Genomic DNA, 15,637 nt, shown 5'->3' with positions numbered 1-15,637 from the left:
GGTGACGGGTATCACGTAGGCATGGCGCGACCCATCTGGACCGGGGCAATCACGTTCGGGCTGGTCTCTGTGCCCGTCGGCATGTACTCGGCGACCCACGAGCACGAGGTGTCCTTCCACCAGTACGAGAAGGGCACCAGCGATCGCATCCGCTACCAGCGGGTCAACGAGCGCACCGGGAAGGAGGTCGACTACGCCGACATCGTCAAGGGCACCGACACCGGCGGCGGCAAGCTGGTCATGCTCGAGCAGGAGGAACTGGACTCGGTGGCGCCCGGCCGGTCCAAGAGCCTCGACCTGCACGCCTTCGTCGACCTCGAGGAGATCGACCCGATCTTCTACCAGAAGAGCTACTACCTCGCCCCCGGCAGCGACGAGTCGGCCAAGACGTACGCGCTGCTCCGCGACGCCATGGCCAAGGTCGGCCGGGCCGCCATCGGCACGCTGGTGATGCGGGGCAAGGAATACCTGGCGGCGATCCGTCCCGACGGCAAACTGCTCGTCCTCGAGACGATGTTCTTCGCCGACGAGGTCCGCGAGCCCGAGGACGAACTGGGCGGCCTCCCGTCCGCGACGGCCAAGCCGGCCGAGATGAAGATGGCCGTGCAGCTCATCGAGTCGATGTCCGGCAAGTGGAAGCCGAAGGACTACCGGGACAGCTACACCGACAGGGTGCAGAAGCTGATCGCCGAGAAGAAGAAGGGCAAGGAGGTCACGGTGGCCGAACCGGCGCCCGAGGCCACCGACGTGACCGACCTGATGGAGGCGTTGCGGGCCAGCGTGGACCGGGCCAAGACCCGCCGTGGCGCCGCCGCCAAGTCAACGCCGACCAAAAAGAAGAGCACCGCCGCGAAGAAAACGACGGCCAAGAAGACGCCGACCAAGAAGACGACAGCCAAGAAGAAGGCCGCCTGAGGTCCCCACAGGGCGGGCGCCTGAACCGCCCCCGCCCTGTGGGCCAAGAGGTCAGCGCAACGACACGGCCGCCGCGGCCAGGTGGCGCAGCGACGCCTCCACCTCGGCGTACCCCCTGGTCTTGAGGCCGCAGTCGGGGTTGACCCACAACCTCGACGCGGGCACCGCCGCCACCGCGAGCCGCAGCGCCCGCGAACCACTTGGTCAGCTCGAGCGCCGGCTCGGCGTCGACCCCACGGGTCATGGCGAAGTAGGTGTCCAGGTCGGACAGTCCCAGGCGGCGGAAGCGGGCCGTGCTCCACGTCGTACGCGCTTGACTTTTGTCAACAGCCTTGCCAACAATCCGGTCAGGTCGGAGGACGCGTACGAGCGTGCGGCTCCACCTCGCCCACGTGACCAGTACCCTGCGCGAAACTCGCGATGAGAACTGAAGGGGAAACCGTGCCCTCCGAAACCGCGCGCCGGATCACCGCCGGCGCCTACGACACCCACGTGCACGTCGCCCCGGACGTGATGAAGCGCCTGGTCGACGACGTCACGCTGGCCCGGCGCTGCGCCGAGACCGGGCTGGCCGGCTTCGTCCTCAAGTCGCACTACGTGCCGACCGCCGAGCGCGCCGAGGTGGTCCGGGGCACGGTGCCCGGCGTCGACGTGCTGGGGGCGATCACCCTGAACGCGTCGGTCGGCGGCCTCAACCCGGTGGCCGTGGAGATCGCCGGCCGGCAGGGCGCCCGGGTGGTGTGGCTGCCCACCGTGGACTGCCGCAACCAGCGGGAGAGCCGGGCCCGGGCCCCCGAGGGCGCCGTGCCGCCGATGTGGGCGCAGCTCCAGGACGACCTGGCCGAGCAGGGCATCATGGCGCCGGCGATCGACGTCGTGGGCGAGGACGGCCAGGTCGTGCCGGCGCTGCGGCAGGTGCTGGCGCTGATCGCCAAGCACGACATGGTGCTGGCGACCGGGCACCTCTCCGGGCCCGAGATCAAGGCGGCCGTGGAGGCGGCGGCGGACGCGGGCGTACGCCGGATCGTGGTCACCCACCCCGAGTTCACCTCGCAGCGCATTCCCGTCGAAGCCCAGCGCGAGCTGGCCGAACGCGGCGCGCTGATGGAGCGCTGCTTCACCACGCCGCACAGCGGCAAGATCTCCTGGGAGCAGTGGTACGCCCACATCCGCGAGGTCGGCCCCGAGCATTCGGTGCTCTCCAGCGACCTCGGGCAGCCGTTCAACCCACCGGTCGAGGACGGCCTGGCCCTGCTCGCCGACCGGCTTCTGGCCAACGGCTTCACCGAGGACGAGATCCACACCATGGCCGTGGTGAACAGCCGCCGCCTGGCCGTCGTCGGCTGACCCCGGCGGCGTTGACAGACCGCTCGTTCGAGTGAAACATTTCAATGCATGATTGCCCGAATTGCCACGGTTCTGATCTTGCTGGCGCCGACTCCCGCGGTGGACAACCACGCCCCGCAGGCGCCGACCGGGCTGACCGTGGGCGATCGGGCCGATCCACTGGGCGTGGAGGGCGCGCCGCAGTTCGGCTGGCTGCCGGTCGACGCCGACCCCGGCGAGGTGCAGTCGGCGTACCAGATCAGGGTCTTCACCGGGAACACCCAGACGCAGGTGTGGGACAGCGGCAAGGTCGTTTCACGGGAAACCGCCTACGTGCCGTACGGCGGCCCGGCGCTCACGCCCGGCGCCACGTATCGGTGGGCGATGCGGACCTGGGACCGGGCCAACGCGGTGTCGGTGTGGTCGTCGAACGCGTACTTCGACACCGCGCTGCCGGACACCCAGTGGCAGGCTTCGTGGATCCGGCGGACCACGGCCGAGGCCGACGACTACACGCTGGCCCGCAAGGAGTTCCGGGTCACGGGCAGCCGGGTCGTGCGGGCGCGGCTCTTCGTGTCGGCGGGGCAGCAGTACCAGGCGTACGTCAACGGGCGCCGGGTCGACGACGGGCCCGCGTTCGCGTACCCGGGCGAGGGGTATTACCAGGTCACCGACGTGACGGCCGACCTGGCGGCGGACAGCCGGGCCGCGATCGGGGTGCTCTACCACTGGTACGGGCCCGGGCAGGGCCGTCCGGCCGGTGCGCCCGGGTTGCTCGCGCGGCTCGAGGTGAACCACGCCGACGGCTCGCGGCAGGTGATCGGCACCGACGCGACCTGGCTGGTGGCCCGCGGGCCGTGGCTGCCGGCGGCGTACCGCAACGGGGACGGGCGCGACTACATCGAGCACGGCCTGCCCGTCCCGTCCGGCTGGGCGTCACCCGGGTTCGCGGCCACCGGCTGGACCGCGCCCTCGGTCGTGGCGTCGCCCGGTCCGCTGCGGGCCCAACGCACACGGCTCGCGCACACCTCCGTTGCTCCCGTGTCGGTGACGACGTTGCCGTCGGGCGCCGTGGTCGCCGACTTCGGCCGGGTCATCCCGGCCGTACCGCGGGTCTCGTTCGCGTCCGGCCTGGCCGGGCGAGTCGTCGACCTGGTGGCCGGGTTCGTGCTCAACGCCGACGGCTCGGTGGCCAACACCCCCGACACCAACCAGGACACCGATCTGACCTATCGCTACACCCAGCGCGACGGTGACCAGACCTTCGAGGCCTTCACCTATGAAGGCTTCCGCTACCTGCAGGTGTCGTCACCGGCGGACATCTCGGCCGTCGTTCAGCACACCGACGCCGACCCCGCCCGGTCGGCCACCTTCACCAGCTCGGATGCCACCCTGAACGCGGTCTTCCAGCTGATGCGACGGTCCGCGCTCTACTCCACGCAGGAGCAGTTCCTGGACACCCCGACCCGGGAGAAGGGCCAGTTCCTGGCCGACGCGGTGAACATCTCCCGCGCCCTGATGGCCGGCTCGGGCGACCGGAACGCGACGGCCCGGGCGATCCGCGAGTTCATCGCGTCGCAGCAGCGCTACTGGCCGGACGGCCGGCTGAACGCGGTCTACCCCAACGGCGACGGCAAGCGGGACATCCCCGACTTCACCGAGATGTTCCCCGGCTGGGTGTGGGACTACTACCAGGCCTCCGGCGACCGTGCCGTGCTGGCCGACGCGTTTGGGGCGTCCTCGGCCATCGCCGGCTACGTGCGCCGCTATGTCGACCCCGCGACCGGCCTGGTCACCCGCCTCGACGGCGGCAGCGGCGCCTACCAGTACGGCATCATCGACTGGCCCAACCGCTACGGCTACGACACCGACACGGTCGCCCGCACCACGGTCAACATCCTCGCCGTCGACGTGCTGCGCAGCACCGCCCAGCAGGCGTCGGCGCTCGGCCGGCCGCAGACCGAGATCGATGCTCTGCGTACGGACGCCGACGCGATCGCCGCGGCGGTGAACAGCCGCCTCCGCCGCCCCGACGGCATCTACATCGACGGCCTCGCCGCGGACGGCACGCAGAGCACCCACGCCTCCCAGATCGCCAACGCCTACGCCATCGCGTACGGCGTCGCGCCCGCCGCCGACCACCCCGTGCTGGCCGACCACCTGGAGTCCCTGAAGCTGCAGATGGGCCCGATGACGGCCGACACCCTGATCGAGGCCCTGCATGTGGCCGGCCGCGACCGGGCGGCGCTCGCCCGGCTGACCGACCCGTCCACCCTGGGCTGGGCCAACGTCCTGTCCCGGGGCGGCACCTTCACGTGGGAGTCCTGGGAGGCGCCGGAGCGCGGCGACAGCATGTCCCACGGCTGGGGCAGCGCCGCCCTGACGTCGGTCCTGTCCGACCTGCTCGGCGTCCGCCCGACGGCTCCCGCCGCCCGTACCGTCGAGATCGCCCCACCCACCGGAACCACCCTGACCAGCGCTTCCGGCACGGTCTGGACCCAGTCCGGCCCGATCACGGTCACCTGGTCGGGCACCAGCGTCACCGCGACCATCCCCACCAACGTCACGGCGACGATCCGCGTCGGCGCGACCGTGGCCACGGTGGGGTCGGGAACGCATACGATCACCGGCTGACGGCGGCGGACGGCTCGACGCTGTTCGAGACCTACCCGCCGGAGGACGTTACCTACGCCACGGTGCTGCCGGCGCCGAGCAGGCCGCCGGGCCGCCCTCGAGGAGTTCGTCCGCCACATGGGCCCGCCGCGCCGCTACACCTTCAACCCCGACGGCACCATGAGCGAGATCCAGCCCGGCGCCTAGGCAGCTCTCGCTGTGCAGGCCGGGCTACTGGAGCCACGACCTGATCGCCGCGAGGCCGGCCGCGGTCAGGCCCACCGCCGGGTCGACGCGCTGCAGCAGCGCCGGCGCCGGGTGGTGGGCCGCCACCCAGGCCCGGTCGGCCTCGCCGATCTCGTCGTCGACCCACACGAACGGCCGGCCCGCAGCCCATCGCGCCAGGTCGCGGGTCTTCCAGTGCAGCCGCGGGTCGTCGTCGGAGTCTGACCACTCGACCACCGGGAGCGGCCCGAACCCGAGCAGAGGTGACAGCACCTCGTTGGCCTCGCCCATCCAGGTGGTCGCCCAGACGATCTCGCATCCGAGAGCCGCCAGCCGAGACCCTTGCTCGGGGTCGAGCCGCGCCAGCAGGGGGTTGCCGCCGCGCTCCGGCGACGTGATGGGTGCGCCTCCGCCGAAGGGCAGAATCGTCCCATCGACGTCGAGAAACAGCAGCGTCACGTCAGGTGGCGGGCGATGAAGTCGCGCCAGCGCGGGGGCGCGGCGGGATCGGTTTCACCATGTCGGCCAGGGTAGCGAGCCAGTTGCTTGTCGCTGGAGCCGAACGCGTCGAACAGCTCCAGCTGGCCGGCCAGCGGGAAGAGTTCGTCCTGCTCCTGGACGTGGAGCAGGACGGGAGCGGTGATCCGGGGTGCGTCTCTCTCGATCCGGGCGCCGGACTCCAGGCCCGCCGGCATCAGGGTGCTCTGCCGGAGGCCGAACTTGCCGAAGACGGCGCAGCGGAAACGGTCGTTGAGGGCCGCGACCAGGGGCAGGCCGAACCGTGCGCCCATGGACAGGCCGATGTAGGCCAGCCGGCCGGTGTCCACGGCACCCGAGGCGCCGACCTCGTCGATGGTGGCGCGCCAGTCGGCGGTCATCTCGCTTGTGGCCGCTGCCGCCGTGGCCGAGCAGCACCAGCGGCGCGGGGGCGGCTGCGGCCGGTGGCCGCCAGAGAGCATGCGGCACACCGGCCATCGCGGTCAGCGCTTCCAGGTGCGGCGGGAGGTGCTGACGATGTTGCCCGCCCGGTCGATGGCGTAGAAGGCGACCGTGAAGGACTTGCCGTACCTGGTGGCGTTGAGGTTCAGGGCGTACGGGGCCTTGGTATCGGAGAGGACCAGCTTGCCGTTGACGCGCAGCTCGACGCGCTGGATGCCGTTCAGGTCGGTCGCGCTCATCGACGTCTTGACCGTGGCGGGGACCTTGGCGCCGCTCGCCGGGGCGGTCACCTTGGTGATTCTCGGCCGGGTGTTGTCCATGATCACCATGCGGTTGAGTTCGCTCTTGTTGCCGAGATTGTCGTGGAGCATCCAGGAGTACACGTAGACGCCGTCCTGGATCAGCACCTTGAACATGTGGGAGTAGACGCCGTTGTTGCCCTTGACCCAATAGGTGAGGCCGTCCGCGTAGACCGACTCGATCCCGGTCTGGTCGGCGGCCGTGATGGTGCTGGTGAACGAGGTGCCGCGCACCAGGGTCCGCTGGGTGGGGGTGGCACTCGACGCTCTCGGGCCGGTGTTGTCGAGCTGGACCTGGAACACCCGGCTGGACATGTTGCCGAGCCGGTCCCAGGCGCGGATCTCGGCCGTGACGACGCGGATCGTCGTGCCGAAGTCGCAGATCACGTCGTCCTGGGTCGCGCACCGGACGCCGTCGACCCACCACTCGACGCGGACGGCGTCGCCCGGCCAGGGGAACACGGCCTTGAGGTGATTGGGGCCCGGCCGCGTGAAGAGCCATTCGTCATGGCCGATCGCGGGGCCCTCGTTGTCAATGATGAAGGTCGGGTCCTGGTACGTGTAGTTGCCGGCCCGATCGACGGCCCGGAAGCGCACGTCGCCGGGCGTCGCCGTGAAGTCACGCTCAAAGACCCACGGCGCTTCGGTACGCCGCTCGAGCACCTCGCCGGAAACGCCGCCGGCCATCATGACGATCTCGGCGACGTCGTCCGCGTCCGGTGTCACGGTGATCGTGGTCGGTCCGTGCACGATCGTGCGCGCGGGCGGCTGGATGGCGATCGCCAGCTTCGTCGCGTCGACCCGCACCCGGGTGGTCGCGTCGGCCACGCGGTCCTCCGTGTCGACGACCCGCACGCGCACGGTCGCCTCCGGGCCGTCCTTCTCGTACATGTAAACGCCGGTGCTCGTCGAAGGCCACCTCGGGACGGTCCGCCGCAGCGACCCGTTGACGAAGATGTACGCCCGGACGATGTCGCCGCTGACGACCGGGTCCAGCCGGAACCACGCCGGGACAAGCTGGCCCTCGGTGAGGCCGGTCGAGAGCACGACCGGCCCTTCGTCGGCGGCGGACGCGGGCGTCGCGGACCCGACCGTCAGCATCATGACCGCGACGACGACCGCGGTGAGACGGCGGATCATCGCTTCCACGTACGCCGGGAGGTGCTGACCAGGTTGCCGGCCTTGTCCAGGGCGTACCAGGCGACCGTGAACGACTTGCCGTACTTGGTGGCGTCGAGGTTCAGGTTGTACGGCGCCTTCGAGTCGGACAGGACCAGGGTGCCGTTGACGCGCAGCTCGGCCCGGGCGATGCCGTTCAGGTCGGTGGCCGTCATCGCGGTCTTGACCGTGGCGGGAACCGTGGCGCCACTGGCCGGAGCGGTCACCGAGGTGATCTTGGGCAGGGTGTTGTCGACGACCACGGTGCGGTAGTAGGAGGTCGGGTTGCCCGCGTAGTCGCGGACCACCCAGGTGAACGAGGTGGCGCCGTCCCGGCCGAGCTTCAGCGGGGCCGAGAACGTGGTGCCGGTGCGCTGGCCGGTGACGTTCAGCGGGGCGCTGAGGTATGCGGTGTCGAGGCCGGCCGGGTCGGTGGCCGTGAGCGTGGTGGTCAGGCTGGTGCCGCGGACCAGGGCCAGGTGGCCGGGGCTGACCCGGGTGACGACCGGGCCGGTGTTGTCGACCTGGATCGAGAAGGTTTCGGTGGTGGCGTTGCCCCAGGGGTCCCAGGCGCGAATCTCGACCGGGACGGCGCGGATCTGGGTGCCGAAGTCGTATTCGACGGCGACCGCGTTGCCGCGCAGGGCGCCGTCGATGTGCCACTCCATCTTGGCCACACTGGTGGCGTCGTCGACCCGGGCGCCGATCCAGTGCTTGCCGGGCCGGGTGACCGGCGGGGCGGCCAGGGCGATGGTCGGGCCCTGCTCGTCCACGACGAAGGCGGCCTCGTAGATCTCCGAGACGTTGCCGAGCTTGTCCGTCGCCCGGAACGTGACGCGGCCGTCGTGGCCGGTGAAGTCGTAGTTGATCACCCACGGCTTCGAGGTCACGCGGGCCAGCTCGGTGCCGTCGGGCGCGTTCATCACGATCTCGGCCACGTCGTCGGCGTCCGGCGTGAGGTAGAGGGCGGTCTGGCCGTGGACCACGCCGCCGTCAAGAGGGGTACGGAAGGACAGCTTCGGCGCCTTCCCGTCGACGCGCACCCGGGTCGTCAACGCGCTGCTGTCGCCGGTCTCGTTGAAGGCGCGGACCGTGACGTCGGCGTCCTTGCCGTCCAGGTCGGCCGGGAACTCGGCGCGCACGGCCGAGTTGGGCCACGGCACCGTGGCGGAGAACCGGCCCGGCACCACCACCTGCACCCGGACGGCGTCGTCGCTGATGATCGGCGTGAAGTCCTTGACCCGGCCGACGAGCTCGCCGTCGGTGAGGCCGGTCGCGCTGACCACCGGCGCGTCCGCGGCGGCGGCCGGAGTGGCGGCGGCCGTGACGAGCAGGCCGGCCACGGCCACGATCGTGGTGAATCCCCGTGTCTTCATGTGTCTTATCGCTTCCAGGTGCGGCGAGAGGTGCTGACGATGTTTCCGGCGCGGTCGATCGCGTAGAAGGCGACCGTGAACGACGTGCCGTACTTGGTGGCGTTGAGGTTCAGGTTGTACGGCGCCTTCGCGTCGGAGAGCACCAGCTTGCCGTTGACCCGGAGTTCGACGCGGGTGATGCCGTTCTTGTCGGTCGCGGCCACGGTCGTCTTCACGGTGGCGGGGACCTTGGCGTTGCTCGCCGGCGCGGTCACCTTGGTGATCTTCGGCGGCGTGTTGTCGACGATCACCGTCCGGCGGAAGGAACCCTCGTTGCCCAGCCGGTCCCGGAGGTACCAGAAGAACGTGTATCCACCGTCGCGGCCGACCGGCAGCCGGGTCGAGTAGGTGCTCGGGTGGTCCACAACCACCGGGTAGCCCAGCATGTCGACCTGGAGGATGCCGGCCGGGTCGGCGACCGTGATCCGGCCGCTGATCTTGCTGCCGCGGACCAGCGCGTTCTGGCCGGGACTGGCCGCGGTGACGGCCGGTGCGGAGGCGTCGAGCCGGATGCCGAACTTCTGGACCGAGTAGTTGTCCCACTCGTCCCAGGCACGCGTCTCGACCGGAACCGTGCGGATCTTCGTACCGAGGTCGGTCCGGATCCGCGTGCCGGTGCCGCGGAAGGCGCCGTCGACGTACCACTCGATGCGATTCACCTTCGACTTCTCGGAGACGTCGGCGTTGAGATACTGCAGGCCAGGCCGTTGGTAGATGCCGTAGGCCATGGAGAGCACCGGGCCCTGGTCGTCGACGGAGTAGCGGGCGGGGTAGATGTCGGAGGCGTTGCCGGCGCGGTCGGTGGCGATGAAGCGCACGTCGCCGCTCTTCCCGATCGCGTCCCAGGAGAAGACCCAGGGCGCCTCGGTACGCCGGGCGATCTCGGCGCCGCTCGCATCGGTCATGACGACCTGGGCGAGGTCGTCGACGTCGGGAAGCACGGTGATCTCGGTCCGGCCGTGGATCACGGTGCCCCGGGCGGGATTGGTGGTCAGCACCGGCCTCAGGACGTCCACGCGCACTCGGGTGGTGGCCTCGGCGCTGGCGCCGTCCACGTCGAACGCACGCAGGGTCAGGCTCACCTCGTGGTCCTGCTCGGCGATCCGGAACGGCACCCGGAAGTTCGCGATCGGCCACCCGGTGCTGCCCCAGCGTTTTGCGCCGTCGACCAGCACGTCCATCCGCGCCACGTCGTCGCTGACGATCGGGTGCAGCTGGTTGAGAAGTCCGAGATATTGCCCGTCGACCAGGCCGGTCGACGTGATCAGTGGTTCGTCGGCGGCGGACGCCGGGGTGGCGGCGCCGGCGATGAGCAGCCCCGCCAAGACAACGACAGAGGCGAATCCCCGTGTATTCACGAGCGGGGATGATACGGCACCGTTCCGTCCACAGGCGACCCGCTTTCCCTTGCGCGGAAAAGGAAAGCGGCGGAAGCGGCAACCCCCGGGCGGTTTCGAGGGGTTCGAGGGTGACCACTCCCGCACGTGGAGCGAAGCGACCCTCGGCGGGAGCAGCGGTCTGCACCACCCACCCCGCTACGACCTCGATCTTGATCTGGTTATTGCAGCCGGAAGCTTTGCGCGGCCGACCCGTTGCAGGCGTACTGGACCAGCTGGACGCCGTCGGCGGTGGCGGCGGCGGGGACGTCGAGACACTTGCCGCTGTTGCGGTTGACGAAGTGGTAGGCGCCGGTGGGCTCGGCGACCGGCTGCCACTGCTGATTGGCGCCGCCGCCGTAGGACCAGGTCTGGATGAGGGCGTTGTCGGCGGCGGAGACGTCCTTGACGTCGAGGACCTGCGCGCTGTTGCCACGGTTGTTGATGCGTACGAAGCCTCCGCTGGTCGGCGCCAGCTGGTACTGCTGCGCGTTGCTGCCGTTGCAGGCGTACTGCTGGATCGCGGTGCCGTTGACCGTGCCGGCGGACCTCGCGTCGACGCACTTGCCGCTGTTCACGTTGGTGATCGACGTCCAGGGCGCGGGGTCGGGCGCCGGTGTGGTCCCGCCGTCGGCGCCGGCCAGCCACTTGATGCCGTTGACCAGGAACTGGTTCTGCTGCGCGCTGGCGAACGTGGACGACGTGCGGGTATTCGTGTCGTAGTTCATCGCGTTGTGGCCGAAGTTGGCGTACAGCATCTTGTAGTTGCGGTTGGTCCAGATCAGCGGATAGAAGCCGCTGGTCCACTGCTGGCTGGTGCCGACCGGGAAGCTGGAGCTGTCGATCGACGCCAGGATGTCGATGTCGGGGTTCTGACGCAGGTCACGGCTCCACGAGTACCACTCGCTGACCGAGCTCGGGAAGGTGGCGGGCAGCCCGGCCATCGACGGGTGCGACCGGTCCTCCACGCGCAGCGTCTCGGCCGTCGGCAGCCACGTGTTGGTGGCGAAGTTCCCGGAGCCCAGGAACGTGTTGTGGTACCAGCTCCACGCGTTGGCGTTGTCGGTGTAGGCGCTCACGTGGAAGCCCATCCAGGCGCCGCCGTTCTGCATGTACGTCTGGAAGGCGGCCCGGCGGTCGGCCGGCGGGCCGTCGTCCAAGAACATGATCACCTTGTACGCGGCCAGGCCGGACGCGCTCAGCCGGCTCCAGTCGGTGGTGGCTTCCCAGGTGAAGCCGTTCGCGGCGGCGAGCCGGGGGAACTGCTCCTTCGCCTCCTTGTCGAAGTCGATGTGGGCGGCGTCCCAGGTGCCGTTGTAGAAGGCGAGCACCTTGAACGGTTCGGCGGCGGCCGCGGGGACGGCCATTCCGGTCACGAGCATCAACGCCAGAGCGACGGCCCGGACGAGCATCTTGGGGGACATGGCATTCATCATCAAACGTCGATGCATGCCTCCACAAGGGAATTGTTAACTTATTTTCCAGTCCGCCTTAAGGCAGTGCGCCCCGGGGTCGACGGCGTGCATGATGCGGCGGCTGACGTCGCCCAGCTGGCGGCGCTGGGCCTTGGTGAGCGGGTCGAAGATCAGGCTGCGCACGGTCTCGACATGGCCGGGAGCGGCGGTGACGACCTTGTCGTACCCGTCGTCGGTGAGGATCGCGAGGGTGTAGCGGCCGTCGGCCGGGTCGGGTTCGCGGCGTACGCAACCACGGTTCTCCAGCCGGGAGATCACCTGGGAGAGCCGGGGCAGCGAGCCCTCGGCCATCTCGGCCAGCTCGCTCATCCGCAAGGTGCGGTCGGGGCGCATCGAGAGCACCGACATCACGAGGTACTCGAACAGCGTCAGGCCGGCGTCCGCCTGCAGCTGCGCCTCCAGCTTCTGGGGCAGGCGGGTCAGCACCGAGGCCACGGTGATCCAGGTCTTCCGCTCGTCGTCGTCCAGCCAGCGCGGTTCCATCCGGCCAGGCTAGCTCATCGGTCACTTGCACCGTTAAGTCACGAACCACTACGGTTCACTTCATACGTTAAGTCAATTCGAGCCGGGAGAGATACATGAACGTCGCGCTCTGGGTCATCGCCGCGGTGCTGGCGCTGGCCTTTGTCGGGTCCGGGCTGGCGAAAATGGTGCAGCCGAAGGAGAAGCTCCGCGAGAACATGGGCTGGGTCGACAGCTACAGCGCCGGCCAGGTCAAGCTGATCGGCCTGGCCGACCTGCTCGGCGGGCTCGGTCTGGTGCTACCCGCGCTGCTCGGGGTCGCCCCGATCCTGGTGCCGATCGCCGCGGTCGGCCTGATCGTCGTCATGCTCGGCGCGATCATCACGCACGGCCGGCGCGGCGAGACGCCGATGGTCATCGGCAACGTCGTCCTGCTGGTGCTCCTGGCCGTCGTGGTCTGGGGCCGGTTCGGGCCGTACGCCTTCTGAGCCTGGCCGGCGCGATCACTACCCCGTTCGCCTCCGCCGCCGAGACCGGCGGCACGTCCGCCGGCGCCCGGCCGTCCGGGGTGGAACGGTGGCTGGACTTCTGGTCCAGCCGCCGCGGCGGCGCCACCAGACGACGGCCGCGGGCGACTGCGCCGACGTCGAGTTCGTGATCGGCGGCTACTCGCAGGGCGCGCAACGGCAACATCACCGGTGGCCACCTGTCCTACACCTCGAACGGCGCGATCGGCCAGGCGGCCACCTTCGCGGCGGCCAAGGTCAACGGCTGACGTCAGGTCCCGCTCCCCCGCCGGGCGGCGCGGCCGGCCCCCTCCACCGCGCCGCCCGGCCCACCACAGTCGCCGAGGTGAATCCGGAGCAGCCTGGTCGTCGTCGCGGCGGCCTGCTCCGGAACGTTGTGCCCGACCCCGTCGAGGCTCACCAGCCGGAACGGCCCCGTGACCCATCGACGGGTCGCCCGCACGCCGGACGGGGCCACGAACGGATCGAGCGCGCCCATGAGAAACAACGTCGGCACGGTCACCGGCTCCGCATAGCCGGTGAAATCGTTGGCCCGGTACCAGTTCAGCGCGGCCGTCAAGGCGCCCGGTTCGGAGAGCCGGCGGAAGTACTCGGCGCATCTCTCCGCCGGCACGCCGGGCAGCGTCGGCGGGCCGGCCGCGAGAATGTCGTTCTCCGGCAACGGGCTCGGCCGCCGAAAGCCGGCCATGTAGCGCGAGGCCTCCTGCTGCACCGGGTCGGTCCGCAACGCCTCGGCGAACGCGCCCAGATGGGGCACCGACATCGCCGTCAGGCTGCGCACCCGCCGGGCGTACCGGGCCGCCGCGACCCAGCCGACCGCCGCACCCCAGTCATGTCCCACCAGGTCGAACCGTCGCCAGCCGAGTGCGTCGGCCATCGCCCGGACGTCGGTGACGGCATGATCGAGCCGGTAATGGTCCACGCCGACCGGCCGGACACCCGGCGAGTAGCCCCGCAGGTCGGGCGCGACCGCTCGATAACCGGCCGCGGCGAGCCCGCGCAGTTGGTGCTCCCAGGCGATGCCGAACTCGGGAAAGCCATGGAGCAGCAGCACCGGACGGCCGCGTCGTGGTCCGGCCGCGACCGCGTCGAACGTGCCGGCAGCGGTCCGGATGCGAAGGTCGGAAAGAGGTGGTTGCCCGGCCGCGGCCGCCGGGGTGTGCCCGGCCACCGCGACACCGGCGACCACGGCCGCGCCGAGCTTGACGAAACCGCGACGAGAGGTGGATATCGACATGGGTCGAGCATCCCGCCGGGAACCGGTGCGAGAACATCGTGCTGACTCCCGTTCCGAAGGGGGTGCCAGCACCACGGCCGGCGCGCCGACGCTCGTGGTGATTCGCGGGAATTCCGGGAGCGGCAAGACCACAACTGCGCGGGAGGTGCGCTCGCGGTACGGGCGTGGGTGCGCTCTCGTCGAGCAGGATCACCTGCGCCGCATCATCCTGCGGGAGCACGACGAGCCGGGAGCGGTGGCGCCCGCCTTCATCACCGCGACCGTGCGCTCGGCACTGGGCCTGGGCTACCACGTGGTGCTCGAAGGCATCCTCCACGGCGCGCGGTACCGGGCCGCCCTGCTCGACCTGCTCGCCACGCATCCCGGGCCCGGCCACGTCTTCTACCTGGACATCAGCTTCGAGGAGACCGTGCGGCGGCACGCGACGCGGGGAGACCGCGGGTTCACCACGGAGGACATGCGTGATTGGTACGTGGAACGCGATCTGCTGGGCGTACCCGATGAGGTTGTTCTTGATGAGGGCAGCGGTCTGGCGCGGAGCGTGGCGACGATCATGCGGGTGAGCGGGCTGGACCGGGAGGCAGCGTGGACGCCGTGCCCGGTGACCTGCCCGCGCTGTGCCGAGAAGGCGTCACTCGCGCATGGCCATGGCAACGCCTAGAGCCCGGGTGTCGACGATCTCGGAGCCCATCCGGCTGGTGACGTAGGCGAAGGTGCTGTGTGCGCCCAGGTCGGCGATCGCGAGCGAGCCACCGTTGCCGCCCCAGGCCAGCGTCTCGGGGCTGAAGCCGCCGACGGCGAAGCCCAGGCCCCAGCGGATCGGGAAGCCGAGCACCAGGTCGGTGCCCTCGACCTGCACCTCGAGGGCGCGCCGGGCGCCGGCCTCGGAGATGACCGTCCCGGTGGTCAGGGCGGTGAGCGCGGTCGCGATCGAGCGGGCGTTGCCGTGGCCGTTGGCGGCCGGGATCTCGGCGCCGCGCCAGGCCCGGGTCTGCGTCTCGGACACCGGGATGGGCGGGTTGGTGGCCGCGTTCACCTGGATCTCGCTCTGCTCGAAGCCGCTGATCGGGGTGGCCGGCGGGATCAGGGCGGCCACCCGGTGGTCCTCGGCGGCCGGCAGCCCGATGTGGAAGTCGGCGCCGAGCGGTTCGGCGATCTCCTCGCGGAACACCGTGCCGAGGGTACGGCCGGTGATCCGGCGGACGACCTCGCCGATCAGGTAGCCCTGGGTGGCGGCGTGATAACCGGAGGCGGTGCCCGGCTTCCACCACGGCTCCTGCGCCGCGAGCAGGCCGGTGGCCTTCTCCCAGTCGTACAGGTCGGCGGTGGCCAGCGGCTCGCGCCAGCCGGACAGGCCGGACGAGTGGCTCAGCACCTGGGCCATGGTCACGTCCTGCTTGCCGGCCGCGGCGAACTCGGGCCAGTAGCGGGCCACCGGCGCCGTGACGTCGAGTTCGCCCCGGTCGGCCAGGAGCAGGGCGGTGGCGGCGGCCATCGTCTTGGTCGTCGAGTAGACGTTGACGATCGTGTCCCGTTCCCAGTCGCCCGCCCACGCGTCGACGACCGGTTCGCCGTCGACGATGACGCAGACGGCGGCGCCGCCCTCCTCGACCGTCGCTTTCATGGCCTGTTCCACACGCTCACGCATGGCGACAGTCCTACCTGACGGC

The 15,637-nt window shown here is 70.4% G+C and carries 15 protein-coding genes; 5 read left to right on the top strand and 10 right to left on the bottom strand.

Annotated features, from left to right (window positions below; all coding sequences use genetic code 11):
• Positions 1-21: 21 nt before the first annotated feature.
• Positions 22-915 (top strand): Ku protein, encoded by an 894-nt coding sequence (locus AB0M54_RS39480; protein ID WP_364477138.1) that lies wholly within the window; start codon positions 22-24, stop codon positions 913-915.
• 51 nt (positions 916-966) lie between these two features.
• Here AB0M54_RS39480 and AB0M54_RS39475 read toward each other — a convergent pair whose 3' ends face one another.
• Positions 967-1,089 carry a hypothetical protein gene (locus AB0M54_RS39475; RefSeq protein ID WP_364312740.1) on the bottom strand — a complete coding sequence of 41 codons (123 nt, stop codon included), beginning with the start codon at positions 1,087-1,089 and terminating at the stop codon, positions 967-969.
• Positions 1,090-1,356: 267 nt separating this feature from the next.
• Here AB0M54_RS39475 and AB0M54_RS39470 point away from each other — a divergent pair, with 267 nt between their 5' ends.
• Positions 1,357-2,262, top strand: coding sequence for a DUF6282 family protein (locus tag AB0M54_RS39470; RefSeq protein ID WP_364477136.1), 906 nt, complete (start codon positions 1,357-1,359; stop codon positions 2,260-2,262).
• Positions 2,263-2,310: 48 nt separating this feature from the next.
• A complete protein-coding gene (locus AB0M54_RS39465; protein ID WP_364477134.1) occupies positions 2,311-4,875 on the top strand; it encodes a family 78 glycoside hydrolase catalytic domain in 2,565 nt (854 codons plus the stop codon).
• A gap of 210 nt (positions 4,876-5,085) precedes the next feature.
• Here AB0M54_RS39465 and AB0M54_RS39460 read toward each other — a convergent pair whose 3' ends face one another.
• The 7 genes from AB0M54_RS39460 to AB0M54_RS39430 form a co-directional block, all read right to left on the bottom strand.
• Positions 5,086-5,532: an HAD domain-containing protein gene (locus AB0M54_RS39460; RefSeq protein ID WP_364316959.1), complete on the bottom strand. Its 447-nt coding sequence runs from the start codon at positions 5,530-5,532 to the stop codon at positions 5,086-5,088.
• Between the two features lie 2 nt (positions 5,533-5,534).
• Positions 5,535-6,038, bottom strand: coding sequence for an alpha/beta hydrolase (locus AB0M54_RS39455; protein ID WP_364477132.1), 504 nt, complete (start codon positions 6,036-6,038; stop codon positions 5,535-5,537).
• A 21-nt stretch (positions 6,039-6,059) separates the two neighbouring features.
• Positions 6,060-7,457 (bottom strand): Ig-like domain-containing protein, encoded by a 1,398-nt coding sequence (locus AB0M54_RS39450; RefSeq protein WP_364477130.1) that lies wholly within the window; start codon positions 7,455-7,457, stop codon positions 6,060-6,062.
• Positions 7,454-8,851, bottom strand: a complete 1,398-nt coding sequence (locus AB0M54_RS39445) for an Ig-like domain-containing protein (RefSeq protein ID WP_364477128.1) — start codon at positions 8,849-8,851, stop codon at positions 7,454-7,456. The genes AB0M54_RS39450 and AB0M54_RS39445 overlap by 4 nt, the downstream gene beginning before the upstream one ends.
• 5 nt (positions 8,852-8,856) lie before the next feature.
• Positions 8,857-10,248: an Ig-like domain-containing protein gene (locus AB0M54_RS39440; RefSeq protein WP_364477126.1), complete on the bottom strand. Its 1,392-nt coding sequence runs from the start codon at positions 10,246-10,248 to the stop codon at positions 8,857-8,859.
• 200 nt (positions 10,249-10,448) lie between these two features.
• Positions 10,449-11,690: an RICIN domain-containing protein gene (locus tag AB0M54_RS39435; RefSeq protein WP_364477124.1), complete on the bottom strand. Its 1,242-nt coding sequence runs from the start codon at positions 11,688-11,690 to the stop codon at positions 10,449-10,451.
• Between the two features lie 45 nt (positions 11,691-11,735).
• Positions 11,736-12,224 carry a MarR family winged helix-turn-helix transcriptional regulator gene (locus tag AB0M54_RS39430; protein ID WP_364477123.1) on the bottom strand — a complete coding sequence of 163 codons (489 nt, stop codon included), beginning with the start codon at positions 12,222-12,224 and terminating at the stop codon, positions 11,736-11,738.
• A gap of 95 nt (positions 12,225-12,319) precedes the next feature.
• On the opposite strand from AB0M54_RS39430, the gene AB0M54_RS39425 reads away from it, so the two are divergent.
• On the top strand, positions 12,320-12,691 hold the full coding sequence (locus AB0M54_RS39425) for a DoxX family protein (RefSeq protein ID WP_364477121.1): 372 nt from the start codon (positions 12,320-12,322) through the stop codon (positions 12,689-12,691).
• Positions 12,692-12,980: 289 nt separating this feature from the next.
• Here the strand turns inward: AB0M54_RS39425 and AB0M54_RS39420 are convergent, their stop codons facing one another.
• Positions 12,981-13,967, bottom strand: coding sequence for an alpha/beta hydrolase (locus tag AB0M54_RS39420; RefSeq protein WP_364477119.1), 987 nt, complete (start codon positions 13,965-13,967; stop codon positions 12,981-12,983).
• 25 nt (positions 13,968-13,992) lie between these two features.
• Between AB0M54_RS39420 and AB0M54_RS39415 the strand changes: the two genes are divergently transcribed.
• The gene (locus AB0M54_RS39415; RefSeq protein ID WP_364477184.1) at positions 13,993-14,628 is read left to right on the top strand and encodes an AAA family ATPase; all 636 of its coding nucleotides are present in this window, start codon (positions 13,993-13,995) and stop codon (positions 14,626-14,628) included.
• Here AB0M54_RS39415 and AB0M54_RS39410 read toward each other — a convergent pair.
• Positions 14,599-15,615, bottom strand: coding sequence for a serine hydrolase domain-containing protein (locus AB0M54_RS39410; RefSeq protein WP_364477117.1), 1,017 nt, complete (start codon positions 15,613-15,615; stop codon positions 14,599-14,601). The genes AB0M54_RS39415 and AB0M54_RS39410 overlap by 30 nt on opposite strands.
• Positions 15,616-15,637: the final 22 nt, after the last annotated feature.

The sequence above is a fragment of the Actinoplanes sp. NPDC051470 genome (assembly GCF_040682035.1).
Taxonomy (GTDB): domain Bacteria; phylum Actinomycetota; class Actinomycetes; order Mycobacteriales; family Micromonosporaceae; genus Actinoplanes.
Note: the sequence above shows the minus strand (reverse complement) of the source record. Positions and strands in the feature narration are given on the sequence as shown.

Coding starts and splice junctions, on each gene's coding strand:
- AB0M54_RS39480 (WP_364477138.1), top strand. CDS start 22: ATGGCGCGACCCATCTGGACCGGGGCAATCACGTTCGGGCTGGTCTCT.
- AB0M54_RS39465 (WP_364477134.1), top strand. CDS start 2,311: ATGATTGCCCGAATTGCCACGGTTCTGATCTTGCTGGCGCCGACTCCC.
- AB0M54_RS39455 (WP_364477132.1), bottom strand. CDS start 6,038: ATGCTCTCTGGCGGCCACCGGCCGCAGCCGCCCCCGCGCCGCTGGTGC.
- AB0M54_RS39450 (WP_364477130.1), bottom strand. CDS start 7,457: ATGATCCGCCGTCTCACCGCGGTCGTCGTCGCGGTCATGATGCTGACG.
- AB0M54_RS39445 (WP_364477128.1), bottom strand. CDS start 8,851: ATGAAGACACGGGGATTCACCACGATCGTGGCCGTGGCCGGCCTGCTC.
- AB0M54_RS39435 (WP_364477124.1), bottom strand. CDS start 11,690: ATGTCCCCCAAGATGCTCGTCCGGGCCGTCGCTCTGGCGTTGATGCTC.
- AB0M54_RS39430 (WP_364477123.1), bottom strand. CDS start 12,224: ATGGAACCGCGCTGGCTGGACGACGACGAGCGGAAGACCTGGATCACC.
- AB0M54_RS39425 (WP_364477121.1), top strand. CDS start 12,320: ATGAACGTCGCGCTCTGGGTCATCGCCGCGGTGCTGGCGCTGGCCTTT.
- AB0M54_RS39420 (WP_364477119.1), bottom strand. CDS start 13,967: ATGTCGATATCCACCTCTCGTCGCGGTTTCGTCAAGCTCGGCGCGGCC.
- AB0M54_RS39410 (WP_364477117.1), bottom strand. CDS start 15,615: ATGCGTGAGCGTGTGGAACAGGCCATGAAAGCGACGGTCGAGGAGGGC.